Below are 26410 nucleotides of genomic sequence, written 5' to 3' on the forward strand. Positions count from 1 at the left end.
GGAGTGAGCCCCGTATGGAATGCGAACCGATCGCCGTCGTCGGCCGGGGGTGCGTGCTGCCCGACGCGCTCGATCCGGACACGTTCTGGGAGAACGTGGCGGCGGGCCGCGGCAGCCTGTCCGCCGTCCCCGAGGGCCGGTGGCGGCTGCCGCACCGCTGGGCCATGGGCCCGGTGGACGACCACCTCGACCGCACCTACGGCGATGTCGGTGGGTACGTCAAGGGGTTCGAGTCCGTCTTCGACCCGAGCGGCTTCCGGCTCGCCCCGGAGCGGATCCTGTCGCTGGACCCGCTCTTCCACTGGGTCATGTACGGCGTCCGCCAGGCCCTCACGGAGGCGGGCCGCGAGGGTCCGCTGCCGCGCGCGGGACTGGTGCTGGGAAACCTCTCCTACCCCACGCCCACGGGGACGGCCTTCGCCGAGCACGTCTGGCTGTCCGCCCAGCGCCCGCAGGTCCGTGACGCCCTGCTGACGGGAGAGCGCCGGGTGCGGCCCGACGCCCGTAACCGTTTCTCGTCCGGACTGCCCGCCCGGCTCGCCGCCAGGGCGCTCGGGCTCGGCGCGGGCGCGTGGTCCCTCGACGCCGCCTGCGCCTCCTCGCTGTACGCGATCAAGCTGGCGTGCGACCGGCTGCACGACGGCACGGCGGACCTGATGGTGGCCGGGGCGGTCAGCCGGGCCGACCCCCTCTATCTGCACGTGGGGTTCTGCGGGCTGTCCGCGACCAGCCGTACGGGGCGCAGCCGGCCCTTCCACCGGGACGCGGACGGGCTGGTGCACGGCGAGGGCGCCGGGTTCGTCGCCCTGACGAGGCTGTCCGAGGCGCGCGCCGCCGGGCTGCCCGTGCTCGGCGTGCTCCGCGGTGTCGGACTGTCCAACGACGGGCGCGGCGCCGGGCTGATCAGCCCGGCGGAGGAGGGCCAGGTACGGGCCATGCGTCTGGCGTACGACGCGGCCGGCCTGGCGCCGGGGACGGTGTCGCTCGTCGAGTGCCACGCGACGGGGACACCGGTCGGGGACGCGGTGGAGGCGCGTGCCATGGCCCGGGTCTTCGGGGCCCGCGACGATGTGCCCGTCGGTTCGGCGAAGTCGAACGTCGGGCACCTGCTGGCCTCGGCGGGGGTGACGGGGCTGCTGAAGGTGCTCGGCGCGCTGCGTACGGGGATCCGCCCGGCGACGCTCGGTGCCGAACGGCCGCTGGACGCGTTGGCGGGCACGCCGCTGCGGGTGCTGACCGCGCCGGAACCGTGGCCGGGGCCGCGCAGGGCGGCGGTGAGCGCCTTCGGGTTCGGCGGGACCAACGCCCATCTGATCGTGGATCACCCGGACGACAGCGGACCGGTGTCCGCCGGACGTTCCCCGGTCCGCCCGGTGTCCGCCGGACGCTCCCCGGCCCGCCCGCTGTCCGCCGCGCCGGCCCCCGCCCGCCCGCTGTCCGCCGCGCCCGTCCCGGACCCGGCGCGGGACACGCCGGGCGGCCGGGGCCCGGTGGCGATCGTCGCCCTGGGCGCCCGGGTCGGCGACGGGACCTGCGCCGAGGACTTCCGCCGGGCGGTGCTGGGCGGCGAACGGCGCGGCCCGGCCACGGAGATCGCGGTGGGTCTGACGGACCTGTGTTTCCCGCCCCTCGCCCTGGAGCGGACCGTGCGCCATCAGCTCCTGGTGCTGGAGGCCGCCCGGGAGGCCGCGGGGGCGGTGTCCCTGCCCCGCGAGCGGACCATGGTGGTCATCGGTATGGGAGCCGACCCGGAAGTGGCGCGGGCCGGGGCCCGCTGGCGGGTTCCGTACTGGCTGGAGCAGGCGGGAGCGGGCTGCGCGCTCCCGTCCGCGGCCCTCGCCCGGGACGCCTTCGTGGGGCCGATGACCGCGGAGGGGGTGGTGGGCAGCATGCCGAACCTGGTGGCGAACCGCATCAGCACCCAACTCGACCTGGCCGGAGCGAGCTTCGCGGTGTCGGCGGAGGAGGCGTCCGGACTGGTGGCGCTGGACGTCGCGGCCCGGGCCGTCCGGGCGGGCGAGGCGGACGCCGCGCTCGTCGGCTCCACCGATCTGTGCCACGGGGTGGTCCACCGGGCCGCGCTGCGGGAGCTGGGGCACGAGAGCGAACCGGGGGACGCCGCCGTCGTCCTGGTCCTCAAGTCCCTGGACACCGCCCGCGGGGACGGCGACACCGTCATCGCCCTGCTCGACGAGGAGCCCGTCGGCCCGCGTGCTCCCACCGACCCCGCCGACGTCCCCGACATGGTCGTCGGGGACGGCCCCGACGCGGTGTTCGACCCGGCGTCGGCCTTCGGCCGCGCGCACGCCGCGTACGGGCTGGTCTCCGTCGCGGTCGCCGCGCTCGCGCTCCAGCACCGCGCGGTGCCGCGTCCCGGCCGGCCCGCGGACACGGCGGCCGTCGCCCGTACCGCGCAGGTCGCGGTGACACCGATGGAGGGACCCACCGCGGGCGTCCGGCTGCGCGCGGGGGACGCCCGGCCGTGGCTGCGGGGCCCGGCCCCGCGCCTGCACGTCTTCTCGGGAGCCGACCGCCGGGAGGTGCTGGCGGCGCTGGAGTCCGGTACGCGGTCCGCCGCCGGCCCGGCCCGGCTGGCGCTGGTGGTCGACGACGACGCCCTGTTGCCGGGCCGCGAGGAGGCGGCCCGCCGCTGGCTGGCCGAGGGCGGAATCCGTCCGGCGGACGTGCTGTACCGGGACGGGCCGGTCGCGGGGCGGACGGCGTTCGTCTACACCAACGGCTCGGCCGCGTACCCCGGCATGGGCCATGAGCTGATGCTCGCGCTGCCGTGCCTCGGGGAGGCCGTCAGGGCCGGGCACGGGACGATCGGCGCACGGCTGCGGTCCCGGACGGAGCGGGGGGTGTTCGAACAGATCTGGGACGCCGCCGAACTCGCCGTCTTCCATACCGTGCTCGCCCGGGAGGTGCTCGGGCTGCGGCCGGACGCCGCCGTCGGGTACTCCTCCGGCGAGTCGGCCGCGCTGGTCGCGCTGGGTGCCTGGCCGGACGCGGCGGGACTGTACGACGCCACCCTGGACAGCGGGCTCTTCACGACCGAGCTGACCGGTGAGCTCCGGGCCGTGAGACGCCACTGGGAGCGGCTGGGCGTCCAGGGCACCCGCTGGGCCACCTATCTGGTCAACGCGCCCTTGGAGGCGGTACGCGGGGAGCTGGCCGGTGAGGTCGCGGTCCATCTGATGGCGGTGAACGCGCCCGAGGTCTGCGTCATCGGCGGCGAGTCCCGTGCGTGCGGGGCGGTCGTGGCCCGGATCGGCGCGGACCGTGCGATCGAGCTGGACTACGATCTGGCGGCTCACGCACCGGAGTTGGCCGAGGTGCGCGGGGCGTGGCACACGGCACACCACCGTCCCACCGTCGATGTCCCCGGGGTCCGCTTCTACAGCGGGGCCGGTGGCGAGCCGTACCGGCCGACGGCCGAGCGGGCCGCCGAGGCGCTCACCGCGCAGGGGATGAACACGATCGACTTCGCGGCCACGGTCGAGCGGGCCTGGGCCGACGGCATCCGGATCTTCGTGGAGCACGGGCCGCGCAAACTCTGCACCGGCTGGGTCAAGCGGGTGCTGGGCGACCGCGACCACGTGGCCGTCGCCCTGGACGCCCCGGGCGACACCGGGCTGCGGCAGCTCTGCCTCGCGGTCGCCGAACTCGTCGTCGCCGGGGTGCCGGTCCGCGCCGACGAGCTGTTCGCCCGGCTCGCGGAGGCCGCCACCGGGGTTCCCCGGCCGGGGCCCAGCGTCACCGTTCCCGTACCCGCGACTCCGTGTCTGCCGCCGCCGTCCCCGGAGCCGGCCGTGGTGACGCTGCCCCGCGCCCCCGAACTGGTGCCGGTGCCGGACCGGGAGGCCGGCCGGCGGGGCGCCCCGGGCCCCGGGCCCCGGCCGGTGGGAGCGGCGGAGACCGCGAAAGCCGCAGGAGCGGCTGGAGTCGCGGGAGCGGCTGGAGTCGCGGGAGCGGCTGGAACCGCAGGAGTCGCGGGAGCGGCTGGAGTCGCGGGAGCGGCTGGAACCGCAGGAGTCGCAGGAGCAGCCGGAGTCGCCGGAGCAGTTGGAACTGCAGGAGCAGTTGGAACCGCAGGAGCGGCAGGAGCAGCCGGATTCGCGGAAGCCGCCGGAATCGCCGGAGCCGCAGCGGTCTCAGGAGCCGCGGGGGTCCGTGCCGCGGTCGTCCGGCAGAGCCTGCGGGTCGCCGCGCTGCACCAGGAGATCATGGCCGTACACACCGAGGCCCACCAGCGATTCCTGCGCGTGTCGGCCCTCGCCGTCACCGCGCTGACCGCCACCGGGCCCGTCCCCGTACCGGCGTCCGGCTTTCCGGCGCGCCGTCCGGCCGCCGGGGCGCTCACCCCCGTACGTCCCGAGCGGCTGCCGGAGACCCCACCCGCGCCCGCTCAACCCGTGCGGCCGGGGCCGAAGTTCGACCGCGCCCAGCTGGAGCATCTCGCCTCCAGGGAGGTCTCCGCGCTGTTCGGCCCCCGGTTCGCCGAGCAGGACGCGTACGCGGTGCAGACCCGGATGCCCGAGCCGCCCATGCTGTTCGCGGACCGGGTCACCGGCATCGACGCCGTCCCGGCCGCGCTCGCCGCGCCCGGCCCGGTGCGCACCGACGGGACGGTCTGGACCGAGACCGACGTCCTGCCCGGCAGCTGGTACCTGGACTCCACCGGGCGCATGCCGGCCGGACTGCTGATCGAGGCGGGCCAGGCGGACCTGCTCCTGCTCAGCTGGCTGGGCGTCGATCTCCTCAACCGGGGCGAGCGCGCCTACCGGCTGCTCGGCTGCGAGGTGACGTACCACGGCAGCCCGCCGGAGGCGGGAGACACCCTGTGCTACGAGATCCACGTCGACGGCCACGCGGAGCACGGTGGCGTCCGGCTGGCCTTCTTCCACTACGCGTGCTTCGTCGACGGCGAGCTGCGGCTGAGCGTCCGCGAGGGCCAGGCCGGGTTCTTCACCCCCGAGGAGCTGGCCGGCGGTGGCGGCGTGCGGTGGGACCCCGCCGAGCATCCGCCCGGTGACGGTCTGCCGCTCGACCCGCCCGCCGTACGGTGCGGGCTGACCCGCTTCGGCGCGGAACGGGTCTCGGCCCTGGCCCAGGGCCGGCCCGCGGACTGCTTCGGGCCCGGCTGGGAGGCGACGGCGGCCCAGGTCCGTCCGCCGCGGCTCGACGGCGGGCGGCTGCGGCTGATCGACGAGGTGACCGCGTTCGACCCGGCGGGAGGACCGTGGGGCCGGGGCTATCTGCGGGCCGAGACCCCGCTGTCGCCGGACGACTGGTTCTTCGCGGGGCACTTCAAGAACGACCCCTGCATGCCGGGCACCCTGATGCTCCAGGGCGGTCTCCAGGCGATGGCGTTCTATCTGGCGGCGATGGGCTTCACCGTGGACCGGGACGGCTGGCGGTTCGAGCCGGTCGACGGCCACCCGTGCCGGACGATGTGCCGGGGCCAGGCCACCCCGTCCGGCCGGCGGGTCGTCTACGAGGTGTTCGTGCGCGGCGTCTCGGCCGGCCCGGTGCCCACGCTCCACGCCGATGTGCTGGGCTCGGTGGACGGGGCGAAGGCGTTCCTGGGCCGCGACGTGGCGCTGCGGCTGGTGCCCGACTGGCCGCTGTCGCACTGGCGGCGCTCGGGTCCGCCCGCCGTGCAGGCCGGCGCCACGCCGGTGCCGCTGCCCCTGCTCGGCGGGCTGGCCGGGCACCGGGAGGAGAAGCCCGTGGCCGCGGCGGCCGACGGATTCCCCTTCGGCTACGAGTCGCTGCTGGCGTGCGCCTGGGGCAGGCCGAGCGAGGCGTTCGGCGCCGCGTACGCGCCCTTCGACGGGACCCGCAGGGTCGCGCGGCTGCCGGGCCCGCCGTACCACTTCATGAGCCGCGTCGTCTCGGTGGACGGGCCGCAGGGCGGGATGCGCGAGGGCAGCGCTGTCGTCGCGGAGTACGACGTACCCGAGCGGGCCTGGTACTTCGAGCAGAGCGGCGGCCGTACGATGCCGTTCGCCGTCCTCATGGAGATCGCGCTGCAACCCTGTGGCTGGCTGGCCTCGTACGTGGGCAGCGCGCTGACCACCGGCACGGATCTGCTGTTCCGCAACCTCGACGGGACGGGGACGGTCGGCGGTGAGGTCACCCCGGCGACGGGCACGGTCCGTACCCATGCCGTACTGACCCGTGTCTCCCGCACCGGGGACATGATCGTCGAGTCCTTCCGGGTGCGGTGCACGGCCGGCGGCGCGCCGTTGTTCGAACTCTCCACGGTCTTCGGCTACTTCCCGCCGTCGGCCTTCGACGACCAGCCGGGCCTCGCGGTGCCGGCCGGGGACCGGGCCAGGATCGACGAGCCCGGCGGGCGCCCGGTCGATCTGACCGAACGGCCCGCCCGGTACTTCGCCGGGGAACCGCGGCTGCCGGGCCCGATGCTGCTGATGCTCGACCGGATCACCGGCTTCTGGCCGGACGGGGGCCGTGCGGGGCTCGGCCGGCTGCGGTCGGAGAAGGACGTGGTCCCGGACGAGTGGTTCTTCCGGGCGCATTTCTTCCAGGACCCGGTGCAGCCGGGGTCGTTGGGCCTGGAGGCCATGTGCCAGCTGCTCCAGTACCACCTGCTCGAACGCGGCGCCGCGGACGGTGTCCCGCACCCCCGGTTCGAGCCGGTGCTGCCCGGCCGCGAGACGGCCTGGACGTACCGCGGCCAGATCACCCCGGCCAACCGGCTGATCCGGGTGGACCTGGACATCGTCGAGTCCGGTACGGACGCGCGGGGCCCGTACGCGGTGGCGGACGCGTCGCTGTGGGGCGACGACACGCGCATCTACCGGGTACGCGGGCTGGGCATGCGCGTGGTCCCCGGCGCCGCTCCCGTACCGGGGTGACCGCCCCGGAAGCGTTCCGCACGCGTTTCACCGTACGGGCGGGCCGGTCCGCCCGGTGGGGAACTCCTGGGTGCCGAGTACCCGCAGCAGATCCAGCCTCTCGCGGGTCCCGGCGTCCGCCGGGGTGAGCACGAGCAGTTGCTGGCGCTGGTCGGGCGTGACCAGGGTCTCGCAGTCCATCAGCAGGCGGCCCACCCTCGGGTGCAGAAAGGTCTTGCGGTCGGCGCGCCGGACCGCCACCTCGTGCTCGGACCACAGCCGGCGGAAGTCGGCGCTCGCGGCGCGCAGCCGGTCGACGAGTCCCGCGACCGTGGGGTCGCCGGACCGGCGGCCGGCGGCCGCGCGCAGGTCGGCCACGAGCTTGCGGGCGTGGTGCTCCTGCTCCTCGGGCGGGCAGATGGCGCGGGCGGCGGGGTCGGTGAACCAGCGGTGCACGACGTAGCGCCGGTCTCCGGAGAACCGGGTGTGGTCGCCCGTGAGCAGGACGGCCGTCCGGTTCTGGGCGAGGATCTCGCCCAGGTCGGACAGGACGAGGGCCGGGGTGTCGCCGAGGAGGTCGAGCAGGCGGATCAGGCCGGCGCGGGCCAGTCCTGCCACCCCGTCGGCGGGCGGCGGCTGGTGGCCGGCCAGGTGGAAGAGGTGGTCGCGCTCGTCGTCGGAGAGCCGCAGTGCCCGGGCCAGCGCACCGAGCAGCTGGGGCGAGGGCTGGCTGCTGCGGCCCTGCTCGATGCGTACGACATAGTCCACCGACATGCCGGCGAGCATGGCCACCTCTTCCCGGCGCAGGCCGGTGGTGCGGCGCCGGGGGCCGCTGGCGATGCCGGCCTCCGCCGGGCGGATCGCCTCGCGGCGGCGGCGCAGGAAGTCGGCGAGCTGGTCACGTTCCATGGCCCCATGGTCCCTCGCGAGGGACCGGCCCATCCAGGGAGCGGCTCTCCCATGATGAACGCTCCGCTCCCGTCGGCGGCGGGGCGGGCGCAGGGTGGGTGGCGGATCGACCACGAAGGAGAACACGATGCAGATGCGAACCCTGGGCAGCACCGGTCCGGCCGTTTCCGCGCTGGGCCTGGGCGCGATGGGCATGTCGGGCGCCTACGGCGCGGCCGACCGCGCGGAGAGTATCGCCACCGTGCACGCCGCGCTGGAGGCCGGTGTCACACTGATCGACACCGCCGATTTCTACGCGATGGGCCACAACGAGTTGCTGCTCGCCGAGGCGCTGCGCGGCAGGGACCGGGACAGCTACCGGCTGAGCGTCAAGTTCGGCATGCTGCGGGGGCCGGGGCCCGAGTTCGGCGGGCATGACGGCCGTCCGGCGGCGGTGAAGAACTTCCTGGCCCACTCGCTGACCCGGCTGGGCACCGACCACGTCGACATCTACCGTCCCGCCCGGCTCGACCCCGCGGTGCCGATCGAGGAGACCGTGGGCGCGGTCAAGGAGTTGATAGACGCCGGGTACGTGCGCCACCTCGGCCTCTCGGAGGTCGACGCGGCGACTGTGCGCCGGGCGCACGCCGTGCACCCGGTCGCCGACCTGCAGATCGAGTACTCGCTGATCTCGCGGGCGGTCGAGGCGGAGGTCCTGCCGACGCTGCGGGAGCTGGGCATTGGACTGACCGCGTACGGCGTCCTCGGCCGCGGCCTCATCTCCGGGCACTGGTCCGCCGACCGCGCCGCCGGTCCCGGCGACAGCCGCGGTTTCAGCCCGCGGTTCACGAGCGGGAACGTGGAACACAACCTCGGCCTCGTGGAGGCGCTGCGCGCGGTCGCCGGGGCGAAGGGGTGCACGGTGGCCCAACTGGCCATCGCCTGGGTGGCGGCGCGGGGCGAGGGCATCGTGCCGCTGGTCGGCGCCCGCACCCGCGAGCGGCTGGCCGAGGCGTTGCCCGCGATGCGGCTGAACCTCACCGCGGACGACCTCGCCGAGATCGAGAAGGCGGTGCCGCCGGGCGCGGCGCGCGGCGACCGGTACCCGTCCGCGTTCATGTCGGGCCTCGGCGTGGGGAACTGAAGCGGCCCGGTCTCAGGGGGCGGTCCCGTCGGGCCCGTCGCGCTCTCCCGGCGCCGCCGCGGTACGGGGACCGTCCGCCGTCCCCGTGCTCCGCAGCAGGTACGTGTCCATGATCCAGCCGTGCCGGGCCCGCGCGTCGGCCCGTACGGCGCGGATACGGTCCGACACCTCACGCAGCGGCCCGGCGATCAGCAGTTCGTCCGGTGTGCCGAGGTAGGCGCCCCAGTAGATCCAGACGTCGTCGCCCTCGACTTCGGTGAACGACGCGTGCGCGTCGAGCATGACGATGATGTCGCCGTCGTCGCCCCGGCCGAGGTGGGGGAGGCGACGGGCCGGGGTGATGTGCACCGGCCTGCCGACCTGGTTGAGGGGGATGCGGTGCCGGGCGGCGAGCGTGGAGACGCTGGTGATGCCCGGGATCACCTCGATCGTCGCGGAGACGGAGCCGCGGGCCTCGACGGTGGAGAGGATCCCGAGGGTGCTGTCGTAGAGCGACGGATCGCCCCAGACGAGAAAGGCACCGGTCTCCCCCGGCCCCATCTCCTCGCGCAGAAGGCGTTCGAAGAGGTCCGCCCGGCGGTCGCGCCAGTCCTGGACGGCGGACCGGTAGGCGCCGTGGTCCATCGGGCGGCGGTCGCGGCTCGGGTCCGCCACCCGCACGACACGGTAGGGGCCACGCGCGTGTTCCTCGATCATGGTGTGGCGGAGATCGGTCAGCGATTCCTTCTCCCGTCCCTTGCCGACGACGAAGAAGACATCGGCACGGGCCATGGCCTTCACGGCCTGGAGGGTCAGGTGGTCGGGGTCGCCCGCTCCGATGCCGATGACGAGGATCGCGCGCTGCTCCCTGCTCATGGGCGTGGTGAGCGTCATGGAGTCAGTCTCCCAGGGCCGGTACCGCTGCGGGATACGGCCCGGCACACCACCGTGAATCAATCCGGGTGCGCATCCGTCGACTTCGATCAATTTCGATCAATTTTCCTCTTGCGCATGCGCGACGGTCGTGGAACGCCGATTTCGTCCATTGACATGATCAGAACCGGAGTCCAATGATGACTCCCGCCAGCCTCACGAACTGATCCACGCCCCCCGCACCTCGGTTGTCTCTCGCCCAACCACTGTTCACAGTTCGGCAGAAGGGCCGCCCTTGTCGGCAACGCGCGCATCCCGCCCCCGTCTCCTCCCGCCCGGCACCCGCGATCACACACTCCTTCCTCCGCTCTCCCCCGGGCAGCAGCGCCTGTGGACCCTGGCCCAGACGGACGGCACCGGCACCGGCACCGCGTACAACGAGACGATGGCGTTCTCCGTCGAGGGGCCGTTGGACAGGACCCTTCTCGCGCACGCGCTGGACATCGTTGTCACCCGGCACGAGACCCTGCGCACCCGGTTCGTCGCCGTGAACGGTGACGCCCGTCAGGAGGTGGGCCCCGCGGCGACGGGTTTCCCGCTGACCGTGGAGGACCTCAGCGGCGTCCCGGACCCGGAGGCGCGGGTCACCGACCGGCAACGCGAGGAGTGCGACACCCCGTTCGACCTGGCGCGTGGTCCGCTGGCCCGGGGGCGGCTGATCATCCTGGGGGAATCCCGTCACGCGCTGCTGCTGACCCTGCACCACGCGGTCTTCGACGGCAGGTCCATGGAGATCCTGCTGCGGGAGCTGAGCGTCCTCTACGGGGCACTCGCGCAGGGCGGGACCGACCCGCTGCCGCCGCCGAAGACACCGTTCACCACCCTGTGCCGCAGGCAGCGCGAGTGGCTGGGCGGGCCCGGGGCCACCGCGCAGGCCGAGTTCTGGCGGACGTATCTGGACGGCGCGCCGGCCTCGCTCGATCTCCCCGCGGACAGACCCCGCTCCGCGCGGCGGAGTGACGCGGGCGGCCGCGTCCCGGTGCGCCTCGGGCCACGGCTGACGACCGCGCTGCGCGCGGTGGCCCGCCGGGAGAAGTGCACCCTGTTCACGGCCGTTCTCACCGGCTGGCACATCGTGCTGTCCCGGCTCTCCGGGGAGAGCGACACCGTCGTGGGCTTCCCGGTGGCGGGCCGGCGCGGCCGGGAGGCATCCGAGCTGATCGGTTTCTTCGTCAACTCGCTCCCGCACCGGCTGGATCTGTCGGGGGAGCCGACCGGCTCCGAGGCGCTGAGCCGTGTCCGGGCCTCGCTCCGGAATGCGCTCGACCACCAGGACCTGCCCTTCGAGCAGATCGTGGAGGCGGTGAACCCGCCGCGCAGCCTCGCGCACGGGCCGCTCTTCCAGACCATGCTGGCGTGGGGCACCTCCCAGAAGGGCCGGCTGAGTCTCGCCGGTACCCGGGTCGAGTTGCTGGCCGTCCCCTTCGGGTCCGCGAAGTTCGACTACACCCTGTCGCTCCACGAGGAGGACGGCGGCGTCGCCGGGCATCTGGACTACGCGCGCGACCTGTTCGACGACGAGACGGTCCGGCGGCACGCCCGCTACCTGACGCGCGTACTGGAGCAGTTGGCGGCCGACCCCGGGCGGTGCGTCGCGGACTTCCGCCTGCTCGACGAGCGGGAACACGGGGAGGTGCTGGCACTGGGCCGGGGGCGGACCACCGGCCCGCCGGCCACCGGTCTGGTCGAGCGCTTCGAGACGCAGGTCCGGGAGCGGCCGACCGCTCCCGCCGTGGCCGACGGGGAATCGGTGCTCGACTACGCCGCCCTCGACCGGCGTGCCAACCGGCTCGCCCACGCCCTCCTCGCCCGGGGCGTCCGCACCGGGGACGTCGTCGGGCTGCACTGCGGCCGCACGGTGGAACTGCTGGTGGGCATATGGGGCATCCTCAAGGCGGGCGCGGCCTACCTTCCGCTGGATCCCGGGCAGCCGGGCGGCCGGCTGACGGTGATCGTCGAGGAGGCGGCGCCCGCTCTGGTCCTGAGCGACAGCGCCGGCCCGTCCTCCTCCTGGCTGCCGCTGCGGCGGGTCGAGGAGGAGGGGGCGCGCGACGACTCCCCCGGTACGGCGGTCCTGCCGTCCCATCTCGCCTACGTGATCTACACCTCCGGATCGACGGGACGTCCCAAGGGAGTGGCGGTCCGGCACGGCAGTGTGGTCAACCTGCTGGACAACTGGCTGCACCACTACGACGCGGTCCCCGGGGAAGCGTCCTCGGTGTGGGCCAGCATCGGCTTCGACGCGTCCGTGCACGAGCTGTTCCTCCCGGTCACCACGGGTGCGGTGCTCCACCTGGTGCCCGAGGACCTGCGGGGCGACCCGGAACAGCTGATGGACTGGATGCGCGCGCACAGAATCGTTCATGCCTGGCTGCCGGCGTCGTACATCATCTGGATCGACGAGAACCCCGAGGAGCGGCTGCGGGGTCTGGCGCTGCGCCAGGTGGCGACCGGGGCGGAGCCCCTCCCGGAGACGGCGCTGCACCGGATGCGGCAGGTTCTGCCGGGGCTGCGGATCTGCTACGTCTACGGTCCGACCGAAACCACCGTGTACAGCATCACGTACAACGAGCCGGACGCGCGGGAGCGCCGCTGCCCGATCGGCCGGCCCGTGGACAACACCCGTATACAGCTGCTCGATCAGCGGGGTCTGCCGGTTCCGCGCGGGGTCACCGGCGAGGTCTACATCGGCGGAGCGGGGGTGGCCGACGGCTATCTCAACCGGCCCGACCTGACGGACGAGCGTTTCCTGCCGGACCCCCTGGTCCCGGGCGAACGGATCTACCGGACCGGTGACCTGGCGCGGCTGCTGCCCGACGGCAACTTCGAGTTCGTCGGCCGCGCCGACGACCAGGTCAAGCTCCGGGGCTTCCGGATCGAGCCCGGGGAAGTGGCCGCGGCGCTGCGGGAGCTGCCCGGTGTGACGGAGGCGGCGGTGCTCGCCGACCGTACCGAGGCCGGCGAGAGTGTGCTGGTGGCCGGGGTGGGCCGGTCCGACGGGCCGCCGCTGCCGCCGCACGAATGGCGCGCCGCCCTCGCCGAGCGGCTGCCGGACTATATGATCCCGTCGCTGTTCGCCGAGTTCCCCCGGCTGCCCCTCAACCGCAGCGGCAAGCTGGACCGCCGGGCCGTGCTGGAACGGGCCCGTACGGCGCCCGCCTCCCAGGTCAACGTACGGGCGCCGCGCGACGGGGTCGAGATGTCGCTGTACCGGATCTGGCGACAGGTGCTGCTGCATCCGGGCATCGGCGTCACCGACGACTTCTTCGCGGTCGGCGGCACCTCCCTCTCCGCCATCAAGGTCGCGCACCTGATCCGTGAGCGGTTCGGCCGGGACCTGCCGATCCGTGACGTACTCGAACACCCCACGATCGAACGGCTGGCGGCGCACCTCCGCCGGGGAGCACCGGCGCGGGGCGACGATTCCCTGATCGAGTTCCGGGCCGGCGGAGGCGGCCGGCGGGTGGTGTGCGTCCATCCGGCCGGTGGAACCGCCTTCTGCTACCTGGAGCTGGCCACGGCGCTGCCGGACGGGATCGGCGTCCAGGGCGTCCAGGCCCGGGGGATCGACCCCGGTGAGGAACCGCTGCCGTCGGTGGAGGCCATGGCGGAGCACTACCTGGCACTCGTACGGCCCGCGCCGGACGAGGCCCTCGTCCTGTGCGGGCTCTCCTACGGTGGTCTGGTCGCGCACGAGATGGGGCGCCGGCTCGCACGAGCCGGTCACCACCGGACCGCCGTGGTCCTGCTCGACACCCACGGTACGGACGACGAGGCGAAGCGGGCCGCGTTCGCGCCGGTGGACGCGGCCGAGTTCCGGGAGAAACTCGTCCGCTTCAACGGCATGTACCCCGGCATCGACGACGCCCAGATCGACCGGTACTTCCGGACCTACAACCGCAACCGCGCCGCGGCCCGCGCCTACACGCCACCGCCGACGACCGCCCCGCTGCTGCTCGTCCAGGCGGACGCGGAGGGACGGGACGCCGCGGAAAGGGCCGCGTCCGAGAAGGAGTTACGCCGCTTCTGGGAGGACCGGGCGCTGGGCGGGTTCCGGGTCGAGCGGGTGGCGGGCGGTCACTGGGACGTGCTGGAAGGGGAGCGGGTCCCCCGCATCGCCGAGCTCGTCACCGGCGAACTCGACCGGCTCGACGGCCACGCCCGGGACACCCGGTGACCCACGCGCCGTACGTCCTCTGAACCCTCCGACCGGCTCGGTCCCCTCCCCCCGCCGCGCCCCGCACCCGTAACGGGAACCGGCGGCACGGCCGTCGCACAGACCGGGACGACCGCCCGTCCGGCCGTCCCCGCATCCGCACCCCCCGACCGGCAGGCCCCCACCACCGAGGAGAACGCGATGGAGCCCTACGAACTCACCGCTCTCGAAGCCGTCACCACCCGGCCGCCGAGGCCCTACGAGCACATCTCCGTGGCCACCTTGACCCCGGTCATCGGCGCCGAGGTCAGCGGTGTGGACCTCTCCCGGCTCACCGAGGACGAACTGGCCGAGATCAGAACCGCGTTCCTCGACCACCACGTGCTGGTCTTCCGCGACCAGGAGATCACCGTCGACGAACACAAGCGCTTCGCCGGCCGGTTCGGTGAGCTGCGGCCGGTCAATCCGCCGCCGCCCGAGGGCGATCCCCACGTGCTGGAGATCAGGACCACCCCGGCCGCCGCGAACGTCGCGGGCAACGCCTGGCACGCGGACGGAACGGCCGACCTCGAACCGTCCCTGGGCTCGATGCTGTACATCACCGAGACCCCGGAGGGCGGCAGCGGAGGCGACACCCTGTTCGCCAACATGCACCTGGCCTACGAGATGCTCTCCCCCACCATGCGCGGCCTGCTGGACGGCCTGACCGCCGTCCACGACGGTGCGCAGAGCTTCCGCGGCTACACCGTGCCCCCCGACTACGAGATCCCGGTGAACGAGCACCCGGTGGTGGTGCGGCACCCCGAGACCGACCGCCCCATCCTCTACGTCAACCAGGCCTACACCTCGCGCATCCCGCAGCTCTCCGCCGACGAGAGCCAGGCGCTGCTCGGCATGCTCTTCGCCCTCGTGCCCCAGCGCCCGATGCTCACCTGCCGGGTCCGCTGGACGCCGGGCACCCTGGTGTTCTGGGACAACCGCTGCGTGCAGCACCACGCGACGTACGACTACTACCCGCGCACCCGTTACGGCCGCCGGGTCGCGATCAACGGCGGTCCGCTGAAGGGCTGACCGGGGGCCGCCGAGGCCGGTGCCGACGACGACACCGCCCGGTCCGGGAGCCGGTACGGCCTCCCGGACCGGGCGGTGTCATACCTCCAGCCGCCGTCGTACCCCGTCCGTGGACTCCCGCACCACCAGCCGGTGCGGAGCCAGGTGGACCTCGAAGGGCAGCGGTTCCGCCGAGCCGATCCGCGCGGCCAGCGACTTCACCGCCAGCGCGGCGATCGCCGCCTTGTCCGGTATGACGGAGGTGAGGGACGGCGTGCTGTAGAGCGCCTCCTCGGAGCCGTCGATGCTCGCCACGGCGACCTCCGAGGGAATGCCCACTCCCGCCTCGTGCAACGCCCGCACCGCCCCCACCGCCAGCAGGTCGCTGAAGCAGAAGACCGCGTCCGGGCGGGTGTCCGCCGGGAGCGCGAGCAGCGCGCGCATGGCCAGCAGGCCGTTACGGCGGTCGAACTCCTTCACCGGCGGCGCGAGCCGCGGGTCGAAGGTCAGCCCGGCGTCGTGGAGCGCGCGCTGGAAGCCCTCCAGACGCTGCCTGCTGGTCGCGGCCGACTGTGTCTTCACCCCGACGGCGGCGATCCGGGTGCGGCCCAGCCCGGCCAGATACGCGGTGACATCGCGGGCCGCGGCGACATTGTCGATCAGGACGTGGTCGGCGGTGACCTGGTCGCGTTCGTAGCTCCGTTCACCGAGCAGGACCAGGGGGAACGCGTCGGCGGCGGAGGCGAGGTCGTCGAGCGGGACGTGCAGGGGCGAGAGGATCACACCGTCCAGCAGCGCCGCGCCGACGCCGGTCGCCAGGCGCAGCTCCTCCGCCGCGTCGCCCAGCGTCTCCTCGATGAGGACGGTCAGCCCCAGCCCCGCGGCCTCCGCCCGGACATGCTGGGCCAGCTCCGCGAAGTACGGGATCGCCAGGTCGGGCACCGAGAGGCCGATCAGTCCGCTGCGGCCGGTGCGCAGCCGCCGCGCCGACGGGTTCGGTCGGTAGCCGAGCTCGCCCACGGCGCGCAGCACCCGCTCCCGGGTGGCCTCGGAGACCCGCGGGGCGCCGCGTACAACGTTGGACACGGTTTTGATCGACACTCCCGCGCGAGCCGCCACGTCCTTGAGCGTCGCTGCTGCCACCGACCGGCCCCCTTCTCTGTTGTTTCCGCAGATCGCCGGTGTCCCAGCGGCGGATCTCAGCGTATCCGACGGTCCGGATCGCGTGCTGACGAGGGGTTGACCCAGAACTTACACGGCCGGTACAACGTTGGAACAGAAAGCGCTTACGAAGCTTTCGCCGACGCCGTCCGACCCCGTGTACGAGCCGCTCACGAGGGAAGTGCTCGGGCTGCGGCCGGACGCCGCCCCACGAAAGGGTCCGCATGTCTCGCTCCACCACCCCCCTGCGTACGGCCGTGGTCGGCACCGGAGGGATCGCCCGCGGCAGTCATCTGCCCGCGCTGGAGAAGCTCGCCGCCGAGGGCGAGGTGGAACTCGTCGCCGCGGTCGACCTCGACACGGCCGCGGTGCGGGCGTTCGCCGCCGCGTCCGGCATCCCGTACGCCTCCGCGGATCTCGACGCGATGCTCGCCGAGGTACGCCCGGACCTGGTCGTGCTCTGCACGCCACCCGCCGCGCACCGGGAGCAGTCGGTGGCCGCGCTGCGGGCGGGCGCGTGGGTGTGGTGCGAGAAGCCGCCGTGCCTGTCACTGGCCGACCACGACGCCGTCGAGGCGGCGGAGCGGGGCGGTGACGCGGACCCGTACGCCTCGATCGTCTTCCAGCACCGCTTCGGCTCCGGCGCCCGCCACATCCGCCGGCTGCTGCGCGAGGGCGCGTTCGGCCGGCCGCTGGTGGCCCACTGCCAGACCACCTGGTACCGGGACAGCGCCTACTACTCCGTACCATGGCGCGGCCGTTGGGCCACCGAGGGCGGCGGGCCCGCCATGGGCCACGGCATCCACCAGACGGACCTGCTGCTGGACCTCATGGGCCCGTGGACCGAGGTGCGCGGCATGGCGGCCCGGCTGGTGCACGACGTGGAGACCGAGGACGTCTCCACCGCCCAGGTCCGCTTCGCCGACGGCGCCGTCGCCACCGTCGTCAACAGCGTCCTCAGCCCCGACGAGACGAGCCGGATCCGCGTCGACTGCGAGCGCGCCACGATCGAGCTGACCCATCTGTACGGCTACCGCAACGCGGACTGGCGCATCACCCCCGCGCCCGGCGTCCCCGAGGAGACCGTGGCCGCCTGGCGCGACTTCGGCGCCGATGTGCCGAGTTCGCACCTGGCCCAGCTCCGGGTGCTGGTCGCCGACATCCGGGCCGGGCGGCGTCACGCCACCAGCGGCCCGGGCGGCCGGCGGACGCTGGAGTTCATCACCGCCCTCTACAAGTCCGCGTTCACCGACGCCACCGTCCGCGCGGGCGAGATCGGCCCCGGCGACCCCTACTACACCGCACTGCACGGCGGCGCCCCGGGCTGGGCGCCGGCCGCCCCCCGCGAGGAAGAGGACCGCGCATGACCCTCATACCGACCCACGCCCACGGCGACCGGGTCACCGTCACCCACGAGGCCACCGGCACCGAGCTGTTCGCGTACGTCTACCGTCCCGAAGCCGCGTGGGAGGCGCCCAAGCCCTATCTGCACCCGGTCCGCACCCTCTCCGGCGCCGTGGTCACCGACTACCGCCCCAACGACCACCGTTGGCACAAGGGGCTGCAGCTGACGGCCTCCCACCTCTCGGGGCAGAACCTGTGGGGCGGCAACACCTATGTACACGGCGAGGGGTACGTCGCGCTGCCCGAGCGGATCGGCTCCATGGCGCACACCGCCTTCGAGGAGGTCTCCGCCACCGGCGACCGGGCCGTCATCGCCGAGCGGCTGAGCTGGCACCCCCACGACGGCGAGCTGTGGGCCGAGGAGGAACGCCGCATCGAGGTGGGCGGCGTGGACCCGGACGCCGGCGTCTGGTCCCTGACCTGGACCTCCGCCGTGACCAACCGGCGCGCCGAGCCGCTGCGCTTCGGCAGCCCCACCACCCACGGCCGCCCCGCCGCCGGATACACCGGGCTGTTCTGGCGCGGCCCGCGCGCCTTCCGCGACGGCCGCGTCTTCACCGCCGGCGCGGACGGCGGCGACCTGATGGGTGCCCAGGCCCCCTGGCTGGCGTACGTGGGCGAGCACGACGGGCGCGACGGCCACGCCACGGTGGTCTTCGAGCACGCCCCGGGCAACGACCACGCGGGCGAGAAGGGAACGCACCCGGCGCACTGGTTCGTACGCAGCGACCCGTTCGCCGCGGTCGCGCCGTCCTGGGCGTTCCACGAGGAGCTGGTCCTCGACCCCGGCGACACCCTCACCCGCGGCTACCGCGTGCACGTCGCGGACGGCGCCTGGGACCGGGAGCGGGTCGCCGCGCACGTGGCGGGGGTCGCGTGGTGAGCGCGACGTACGACGGGTTCCCGGCGGCGGTCGGCGTGTCCCGGCTGCGCGTGTACGACTGGCCCACCGTCGACGGCCGGCCCGGCGGCGGCACTCCGCATCTGCACCTCACCTGCAGCGAGGGGTACGTGGTCACGGCGGGCCGCGGCGCCGTGCAGACGCTGACCACCTCGGGCTACCGGGAGACGCCCCTGGAGCCGGGGGTCGTGGCCTGGTTCACCCCCGGCACGATCCACCGACTGGTCAGCGAGGACGCCGGTGGCACCGAGGGCGGCCTGGAGATCACCGTCGTGATGCAGAACAGCGGTCTGCCGGAGGCGGGCGACGCGGTCCTCACCCTGCCGCAGGACCGCCTCACCGACCCCGCGGTGTACGCCGAGGCGGTCCGTATCCCGGCCGGCGCGCCCGAGGCCGAGCAGGCGGAGGCGGCCCGCGCCCGGCGCGACCTGGCCACCCGGCGCTTCCTCGAACTGCGCGAGGCCGCCGCGGCCGGTGATCCGGAGCCGCTGGCGGCCTTCCAGCGGGCGGCCGCCGCGCTGGTACGGCCTCGGCTGGACGGGTGGGAGGAACGCTGGCGCGACGGCGCGGGCGCCGCCGCGGCCGCCACACAGCGCCAGTTGGGCGCCCTGCGCGAGCGGGACGGCCGGCATCTGGCCGAGGCCCGCGTCGCCGCGACCGGGCCCGCCGCCCGCGGCCGCTTCGGCATGTGCGGCCGCTTGGACGTCTACCCCGGCATCTGAGCCCGCCGCCGGCCACGAGGGTGCTGCCACCCCCGAGGTCGGGGGTGGCGCCACCCCACCCCGGCATCCCCGCCGCTCCCCTCAACCGTCCCGCTCTCCCGGAAGGCCGCCCCCTCATGCCCGAACCCCCTGTGCGCGAAGCCCCGTTGCCCGAACCGCCCGTGCCCGGCCCCCCGCACGGCCGCCGCCTGCCCCCGAGCCGCCGCGCGGTACTGACCGTGGCGGCGGCCGGTGCCGGTGCCGCCCTGGCCTCCACGCTCTCCGCGTGTTCCGCCGTCGGCGGCTCGTCGCGGGGGGTCACCCTCACATTCTCCTGGTGGGGCAACGACGACCGCGCCGCCCGCACCGAGAAGGCCGTACGGCTCTTCGAGAAGGAGAACCCCGGCATCACGGTCCGCACCTCGAACGGGGATTTCGGCGCTTACATGCAGAAGCTGGCGACCCAGGCGGCCGGCGGCGGCATCCCCGACGTGGCCCAGCTCGACTACCGGCAGATCTCCCAGTACGCGGGCGGCGGCGCGCTGCTGCGCCTGGACGACATCCTGAGCGGCGGCGCGATCCGCACCACGGAGATGGACCGGGGGTTCCTGCGCACGGGGACCTACGAGGAGCGCCAGTTCGCGCTGCCCATGGGCCGCGGCATCACCGGATACGCCTACGACGCCGCCCTCTACCGCAAGGCCGGAATCCGCACCCCCCGGCCGAGCTGGACGTGGCAGGAGTGGGCGGACGCCAACCGGCGGATCACCGCACTGGGGCTCAAGGCCCCCGACGGGCGCCCCTTCACCGGTGCCAACGACAACGGCCCCAACGAGGACATCTTCGAGACGTGGCTGCGCAGCCGCGGCGGACGGCTCTACGCGAGCCAGACCGAACTCGGCTTCACCGAGGAGGACCTCACCGAGTTCTGGACGTTCTGCGACGACCTCCGCAGGGCGGGGACGGTCGCCGGGGCCAAGGACACCGTCCAGGCCGGCAGCATCGAGACCAGCCCCATGGGCCGGCGTCTGGCGGCGGCGGACTTCACCTGGGACGCGCCGTTCCCCGGGTACGTCGGCCTCCTCGGCGGGGACATCCGCTTCGCGCCGGTCCCCACGACCGGCGGCCGCGCGGGCTCGTACTTCAAGGCCTCGATGCTCCTGGGCATCGGGGCGGGCACCGCGCACCCCGAGGAGGCGGCCAGGCTGATCGACTTCCTCCTCAACGACGTGCGGGCGGGCGACATCCTCGGCTTCACCCGCTCCACCCCGCCCAACCGCGTGATCGCCGACCGGGTCGCCACGACCCTGACGGGACCGGAGAAGGAGATCTACCAGTACGCGCGGACGATGGAGGAGTACGGCCTGGCCGCCCCGCCGACGGCGCCCCCGCGCGGCGACGTCCCGATCCAGACCGCCTTCACCCGTACCTACCAGCGCGTGCTCTACGACCTGGCCACCCCCCGGCAGGCGGCGCGTGAACTCATCGACGAGGCCAACCGGGAGCTGAGGCCATGAGCACGGTGTCGACCAGGGCGCCCGCGCCCGCCGAGCGGAAGACCGAGGGGCCACGGCCGGCCGGGCGGAGGCGCGGGGTCCGCGAGAAGCAGTGGCCGGCGTACGTGTTCCTGTCACCGTGGCTGCTCGGCGCGGGCGTGCTGACGCTGGTGCCGATGGCCGCGTCCCTGTACCTGTCCTTCACGGACTACAACCTCTTCGATCCACCGCAGTGGGTGGGCCTGCGCAACTACACCGAGATGCTCACCGACGATCCGCGCTACTGGCGGTCGGTCGGCATCACCATGCTGTTCGTCGCGGTGGCCGTCCCGCTGAAGCTGGGGCTCGCGCTGGGTGTGGCGATGCTGCTGAGGAACCTCGGCTCGGGCCGGGGCTTCTACCGCTCGGCCTTCTACGCGCCCTCCCTGCTCGGCGCGAGCATGTCCATCGCCCTGGTGTGGAAGGCGCTCTTCAACGACGGGGGCACGGTCGCCGACGTCCTGAGCCGGGTCGGCATCGACACCGGCGGCTGGGTCGGCGATCCCGATCTCGCGGTGTACGCGGTGGTGCTGCTGACGGTCTGGCAGTTCGGGGCGCCGATGGTGATCTTCCTGGCGGGGCTGCAGCAGATCCCGTCCGATCTCTACGAGGCGGCGGCGCTCGACGGCGCGGGCCGCTGGCGGCAGTTCGTCTCGGTGACGGTGCCGATGCTCTCCCCCGTGGTCTTCTTCAACCTGGTGCTGGAGGTCATCAACTCCTTCCAGGTCTTCACCCCGGCCTTCGCGATCAGCGACGGCAAGGGCGGCCCCGCCGACTCCACCCTGTTCTACACGCTGTACCTGTACGAACGCGGCTTCACCGCCTCGCACATGGGGTACGCGGCGGCGATGGCCTGGCTGCTGCTGATCGGCATCGGCGCGATCACCCTGATCCTGTTCCGGACCTCCCGGTCCTGGGTCTTCTACGCGGACGAGGAGGGACGGTGAGTTCGGTGAACCCCGTGAACTCGGCTCGCACGGCGGGCATCGCCACGAAGCGGTGGCTGCCGCACTCGGTCGCGGCCCTCTGCCTGCTCCTGCTGCTGTACCCGCTGGCCTGGCTGCTGGCCACCTCGCTGAAGCCCGCCGACGAGGTGGTGACCAGCCTCGACCTGTGGCCCGGCCATCTGGAGTGGTCGAACTACACCACCGCCCTCGAAGGCGTCTCCGGTGTCACCGTCGGCCGGCTGCTCGGCAACACCCTGCTGATCGCCGGGGGCGCCGTCCTCGGCAACGTACTGTCCTGCTCGCTGGCCGCCTACGCCTTCGCCCGGCTGCGGTTCCGCATGCGCACCGGGATGTTCGCCTTCATGGTGGCGACGCTGATGCTGCCGCACCACGTCGTGCTGATCCCGCAGTACATCATGTTCAACCAGCTCGGTCTGGTGGACACGTACTGGCCGCTGATCCTGCCGAAGTTCCTGGCCACGGAGGCGTTCTTCGTCTTCCTCATCGTGCAGTTCATGCGCGGGCTGCCGCGTGAGCTGGAGGAGTCCGCCCGCATCGACGGCTGCGGGCCCTTCCGCACCTACTGGTCGGTCACGCTGCCGCTGAGCCGGCCCGCCCTGATCACCACGGCCATCTTCACCTTCATCTGGACGTGGAACGACTTCTTCACGCAGATGATCTATCTCTTCGCGCCGGAGAACTTCACCATCACGCTGGCGCTGCGCAGCTTCGTCGACCAGTCCAGCGTCTCCGCGTACGGGCCCATGTTCGCCATGTCGGTGATCTCCGTGCTGCCGATCGTGCTGTTCTTCTTCGTCTTCCAGCGCTATCTGGTGCAGGGCATGGCCACCTCCGGACTGAAGGGCTGACCGCCATGACCCGCACACCTGTCGCGGTCCGCCGCGAGCGCAAGGAGCCGGGCGAGATCTTCGGTTCCGGCTTCTCCCTCTTCGCCGACATGCTGCTGGTGGGCCTGCTGACCGGCGTCGCCTGTCTGCCGGTCGTCACCGCTCCGGCGGCGTTCGCCGCGGCGTCGGCGAGCCTCCGCCGGGCCGTGGGCGACGGAGCCCCGGTCACCTTCGGCGGTTACGCCGGCGCGTTGCGGGCCCGCCTGTCGGCCGGCACGCTCGGCGCCGGTCTGGCGCTGCCTCTGCTGGTCGTGGTCCTGCTGGCCGACGCCGCGGTGGCGCGCAGCGCGCTGCCCGGGGCGGGGGTCGTGGCACCCGCCCTGGCCCTGCTCGCGCTGGGAGCCGCGGTCGTGGGGCTGCGCGCCACGGCGCTGGACGCCCCGCACCGGCTCTCCGTCCGTGAGGGGCTCGTCCGCTCGGTCGCCGACCCGCGCGGCAGCCTGCTGCTGGCCGGGGCCGTCCTGCTGACGGCGCTCCTCGCCTGGTCCATTCCGCTGCTGGTCCCGCTGCTGCCCGGCCCGCTTGCGTTCGCCGCGACCGTCGTGGAGCTGCGCTCCCCGCACGGCTGAGCCTCCTCTCTCCCCCGCTACACCACCGGAGTTCCCCATGCCCCACACCCACCTGGACGCGGCCGGACACCCGAGGCCGCAGCTCGTCCGCGACCCCGACTGGCGTGACCTGAGCGGTCCCTGGCAGTTCGCCCACGACGACACCGGCACCGGCCGGTCGGAGCGCTGGATGGATCCGGCCGTCACCGAGCCCTTCACCCGCACCATCACCGTGCCCTACCCACCCGAGTCCAAGGCGTCGGGCGTCCAGGACACCGGCTTCCACCCGGTGCTCTGGTACCGGCGCACCATCGACGTGGCCCGGCCCGCCGCGGGCCGGCGGCTCCTGCTGCACTTCGGGGCGGTCGACCACCGGGCCGAGGTCTGGCTGAACGGCCGTCAGGTGGGCCGCCACGAGGGCGGACACACCGGGTTCACCTGCGATCTCACCGAGGCCGTCGACCGCGACGGGGAGCAGGTGGTCGTGGTCCGGGCCGAGGACCAGCCGCTGGACTCCGCGCAGCCCCGGGGCAAGCAGGACTGGCGGCGCGACCCGCATGTCATCTGGTATCACCGCACCTCGGGGATCTGGCAGCCGGTCTGGCTGGAGGAGGTCCCGGAGGACCATCTGACGGTCCTGCACTGGACCCCCGACGTCGCGCACGCCCGCGTGCGGTGCCGCATGCGTCTGGCCCGGTGGCCGCTGCGCCCCCTGCGGGCGACGGTGCGCCTGGCGCTGGGCGGGCGCCTGCTCGCCGAGCAGAGCGTCCTCGTCGACGGCGAGGAGACGGCGTTCGACATCTCGGTGCCCGCGCTGCGCCACGGACAGGACCTCGACGGTCTGCTCTGGAGCCCGGAGCACCCGAACCTGGTCGACGCCACGGTCGTGCTGAGCGAGACGGCCGACGACTCCCTCGTCGACCGCGTCTCCTCCTACCTCGGCCTGCGCGACATCGGCTGGGGCGAGGGGGTCTTCCTCCTCAACCACAAGCCGTACTTCCTGCGCTTCGCGCTCCAGCAGGGCTACTGGCCGGCGTCGCACCTCGCCGCCTCGGCCGGGGAACTGCGCCGCGACGCCGAACTGGCCAAGGAGATCGGGCTGAACGGACTGCGCGTCCACCAGAAGATCGAGGATCCCCGCTTCCTGTACTGGGCCGACCGGCTCGGGCTGATGCTGTGGGAGGAGATGCCGTCCGCGTACGCCTTCGGAACGCGGACCGTCGAGCGGGTCGTCGGCGAATGGACCGAGGCGATCTCCCGCGACCTCAGCCATCCCTCGATCGTCGCCTGGGTGCCGGTCAACGAGTCCTGGTCCGTCCCGAACCCGGCGCTCGTCCCGGAGCAGCGCCACTTCATGGACAGCCTGTACCACCTGACCAAGACCCTCGACCCGGCGCGCCCCGCCGTCTCCAACGACGGCTGGGAGATCTCCGCCGCCGACATCTGGGGCGTGCACGACTACACCCAGCAGGCGCGGGTGCTGCGCGAGCGGTACGGCCACATCTCGCTGCGGCGCGGCGAACTCCCCGAGCCGTGGCCGGGCGCCAAGCGTCTCCTCCTCGACGGCGTACACCACCAGGGCCAGCCGGTCGTGCTGAGCGAGTTCGGCGGGGCGACCTTCGAGCCCGCCGAGGGCGCGGAGTGGTTCGGCTACGACACCGTGGCCACGGAGCGGGAATTCACCGACCGGCTGGCCGCCCTGGTGGGCGCCGCCGTCGACTCGGGTCTCGCCGGCTACTGCTACACCCAGTTCACCGATACGGAGCAGGAGGTGAACGGCCTGCTCACCGCGGACCGGCGGCCGAAGGTCCCCGCGCGCGAGCTGCGCGCCGTCCTCACCCGGACGCGCCCCCGGTGACCTGGGGCGGAGGTCCGGCGGCGGCAGCCGGTCGTCCGGAACCCGGCTGTGTGCCGTGGCGGCTCGCCGGAGGGAGCACCGTGACGGGGTGGCGGACCACCGCGTCGAAGAGGTAGCCCTGGGTGTTGGGGGCGGTGGTGTCGGGCTGGGTGCGGCCCGCGGTGTCGGTGGCCCGGGCGAGCAGGGCGGTGGGGCCGGACGTGGCCGGGTGCCAGTCCAGGGACCAGCGGGACCAGACGCCGGCCCGGGGACGGTCGTGGAGGTCGGCGCGCCGCCAGGTGGCGCCCGCGTCGGTGCTGACGTCGACGTGGCGGATGCCTCCGGCGCCCGACCAGGAGCGGCCGGTCAGCCGGTGGCGTACCCCCGCGCCGAAGGCGGCGCCCGCGTCGGTCTCGAAGGCGCTCTTGAGGGTCTGCCGGGTGAGCGGGGCGCTGCCTCCGGGCGGATGGCCGGGTCCGAAGAGCCGGTAGAAGTCGGTGTTCCAGGGCGAGTAGAGCGGCTGGTCGGAGACCTCGATGTCACCGACCCACTTGATGTGGGAGATGCCCACCCAGGAGGGCACGAGGACGCGGACCGGGTGGCCGTGGTCGGGGGGCAGCGGCTCGCCGTTCATCTCGTACGCGAGGATCACGTCGTCCAGCGCCTTGGCGACGGGCAGCGGCCGGCGGACCCGGCCGAGGCTGGTCCCGCCGGTCACGTACGCGTCGTCCAGGCCCCGGGGCTGGAGATCCACCGCGTGCCGCGTCAGCCCGGCGAGCCGCAGCACGCGGGAGAGCCGGACGCCCCGCCAGCGGGCGGTGCCGACGGCGCCGAGGGTCCAGGCGGTGCCGGTGACGGTGTCGCCCTGCTGGGTGGTGAAGTGGCTCCGCCCGTTGCCCGCGCACTCCACGAACGCGTCGAGCGTCACGGACGGCAGCCGCCGCAGGTCGTCGTGGCCGAACTCGACCGCCCGGTCGGGGCCCGGCGCGCCGCGCAGTCCGCCGCCCCACACCTTGAGCCGCCAGCTGTCCCGGTCCAGGCGGGGCGTCGAGGTGTGATTGCGGACGAAGAACCGGTCCACGGGCGTGTGGAATCCCGTACCGCGCAGCGCGCTCCAGTTGGTCTCGGCGTTGGTGCCCCGGATCGTGAACAGCTCCGGCGGCACCGGCTTGACGATCCCGGGTGCGGGGGTGTCGGCGGCCGCGCCGGCGGGCCGGCCCGCCAGCGTCGTCAGCACTCCCGCCGCCGCGGCCAGCCGCAGCAGGTCGCGCCGGGACACCCCGTCGGCTCTCGCCTCGCCGGCCAACCACTGGCGCAGGCGGCGTCGGTCGTACGCGGACTCGTCGATACGCATCAGCAGCTCCCTGGGGGTGGAGGGACGGAGCGGAGCCCGTTGGCCCGCGCCCCGTGCCGGGGGTGGGGTCCGATCCTCGCGGAACCCGTCCGGCGGAGAAC

Annotated in this window: 16 protein-coding genes; 12 read left to right on the top strand and 4 right to left on the bottom strand. The window is 73.8% G+C overall.

The window, feature by feature from the left end:
* Window positions 1-14 precede the first annotated feature (14 nt).
* Window positions 15-6884, top strand: coding sequence for a beta-ketoacyl synthase N-terminal-like domain-containing protein (locus tag AB0P17_RS11660; protein WP_365809872.1), 6870 nt, complete (start codon window positions 15-17; stop codon window positions 6882-6884).
* Window positions 6885-6911: 27 nt separating this feature from the next.
* Here the strand turns inward: AB0P17_RS11660 and AB0P17_RS11665 are convergent, their stop codons facing one another.
* The gene (locus tag AB0P17_RS11665; RefSeq protein ID WP_365809873.1) at window positions 6912-7772 is read right to left on the bottom strand and encodes a helix-turn-helix transcriptional regulator; all 861 of its coding nucleotides are present in this window, start codon (window positions 7770-7772) and stop codon (window positions 6912-6914) included.
* Window positions 7773-7899: 127 nt separating this feature from the next.
* Here AB0P17_RS11665 and AB0P17_RS11670 point away from each other — a divergent pair, with 127 nt between their 5' ends.
* Complete coding sequence (locus AB0P17_RS11670) at window positions 7900-8895, top strand: aldo/keto reductase (protein WP_365809874.1); 996 nt, start codon at window positions 7900-7902, stop codon at window positions 8893-8895.
* A 12-nt stretch (window positions 8896-8907) separates the two neighbouring features.
* On the opposite strand, the gene cobF is transcribed toward AB0P17_RS11670, so the two are convergent.
* Window positions 8908-9750, bottom strand: coding sequence for a precorrin-6A synthase (deacetylating) (gene cobF / locus AB0P17_RS11675; RefSeq protein WP_365809940.1), 843 nt, complete (start codon window positions 9748-9750; stop codon window positions 8908-8910).
* A gap of 292 nt (window positions 9751-10042) precedes the next feature.
* Here cobF and AB0P17_RS11680 point away from each other — a divergent pair, with 292 nt between their 5' ends.
* The gene (locus AB0P17_RS11680; RefSeq protein ID WP_365809876.1) at window positions 10043-13984 is read left to right on the top strand and encodes an amino acid adenylation domain-containing protein; all 3942 of its coding nucleotides are present in this window, start codon (window positions 10043-10045) and stop codon (window positions 13982-13984) included.
* A 180-nt stretch (window positions 13985-14164) separates the two neighbouring features.
* Window positions 14165-15034, top strand: a complete 870-nt coding sequence (locus tag AB0P17_RS11685) for a TauD/TfdA family dioxygenase (protein WP_365809877.1) — start codon at window positions 14165-14167, stop codon at window positions 15032-15034.
* A 78-nt stretch (window positions 15035-15112) separates the two neighbouring features.
* Here AB0P17_RS11685 and AB0P17_RS11690 read toward each other — a convergent pair whose 3' ends face one another.
* On the bottom strand, window positions 15113-16156 hold the full coding sequence (locus AB0P17_RS11690) for a LacI family DNA-binding transcriptional regulator (protein WP_365809879.1): 1044 nt from the start codon (window positions 16154-16156) through the stop codon (window positions 15113-15115).
* Between the two features lie 242 nt (window positions 16157-16398).
* On the opposite strand from AB0P17_RS11690, the gene AB0P17_RS11695 reads away from it, so the two are divergent.
* From AB0P17_RS11695 to AB0P17_RS11730, 8 genes are all read left to right on the top strand, one after another.
* Window positions 16399-17541 (top strand): Gfo/Idh/MocA family oxidoreductase, encoded by a 1143-nt coding sequence (locus AB0P17_RS11695; protein WP_365809881.1) that lies wholly within the window; start codon window positions 16399-16401, stop codon window positions 17539-17541.
* Window positions 17538-18461 (top strand): PmoA family protein, encoded by a 924-nt coding sequence (locus AB0P17_RS11700; RefSeq protein ID WP_365809883.1) that lies wholly within the window; start codon window positions 17538-17540, stop codon window positions 18459-18461. The genes AB0P17_RS11695 and AB0P17_RS11700 overlap by 4 nt, the downstream gene beginning before the upstream one ends.
* The gene (locus AB0P17_RS11705; RefSeq protein WP_365809885.1) at window positions 18455-19201 is read left to right on the top strand and encodes a cupin; all 747 of its coding nucleotides are present in this window, start codon (window positions 18455-18457) and stop codon (window positions 19199-19201) included. The genes AB0P17_RS11700 and AB0P17_RS11705 overlap by 7 nt, the downstream gene beginning before the upstream one ends.
* Before the next feature lie 116 nt (window positions 19202-19317).
* Window positions 19318-20697 (top strand): extracellular solute-binding protein, encoded by a 1380-nt coding sequence (locus tag AB0P17_RS11710; RefSeq protein WP_365809886.1) that lies wholly within the window; start codon window positions 19318-19320, stop codon window positions 20695-20697.
* A complete protein-coding gene (locus AB0P17_RS11715; protein ID WP_365809887.1) occupies window positions 20694-21662 on the top strand; it encodes a sugar ABC transporter permease in 969 nt (322 codons plus the stop codon). Before AB0P17_RS11710 ends, AB0P17_RS11715 begins: the two co-directional genes overlap by 4 nt.
* A 38-nt stretch (window positions 21663-21700) precedes the next feature.
* Complete coding sequence (locus AB0P17_RS11720) at window positions 21701-22531, top strand: carbohydrate ABC transporter permease (RefSeq protein ID WP_365809942.1); 831 nt, start codon at window positions 21701-21703, stop codon at window positions 22529-22531.
* A 5-nt stretch (window positions 22532-22536) separates the two neighbouring features.
* Window positions 22537-23139, top strand: coding sequence for a hypothetical protein (locus AB0P17_RS11725; RefSeq protein ID WP_365809888.1), 603 nt, complete (start codon window positions 22537-22539; stop codon window positions 23137-23139).
* A 37-nt stretch (window positions 23140-23176) separates the two neighbouring features.
* Window positions 23177-24976, top strand: coding sequence for a sugar-binding domain-containing protein (locus tag AB0P17_RS11730; protein ID WP_365809889.1), 1800 nt, complete (start codon window positions 23177-23179; stop codon window positions 24974-24976).
* On the opposite strand, the gene AB0P17_RS11735 is transcribed toward AB0P17_RS11730, so the two are convergent.
* A complete protein-coding gene (locus tag AB0P17_RS11735; RefSeq protein WP_365809892.1) occupies window positions 24954-26309 on the bottom strand; it encodes a sulfite oxidase in 1356 nt (451 codons plus the stop codon). The two genes, AB0P17_RS11730 and AB0P17_RS11735, sit on opposite strands and share 23 nt — an antisense overlap.
* Window positions 26310-26410: the final 101 nt, after the last annotated feature.

The organism is Streptomyces sp. NPDC088124, from assembly GCF_040685895.1.
Classification (GTDB): Bacteria; Actinomycetota; Actinomycetes; order Streptomycetales; family Streptomycetaceae; genus Streptomyces.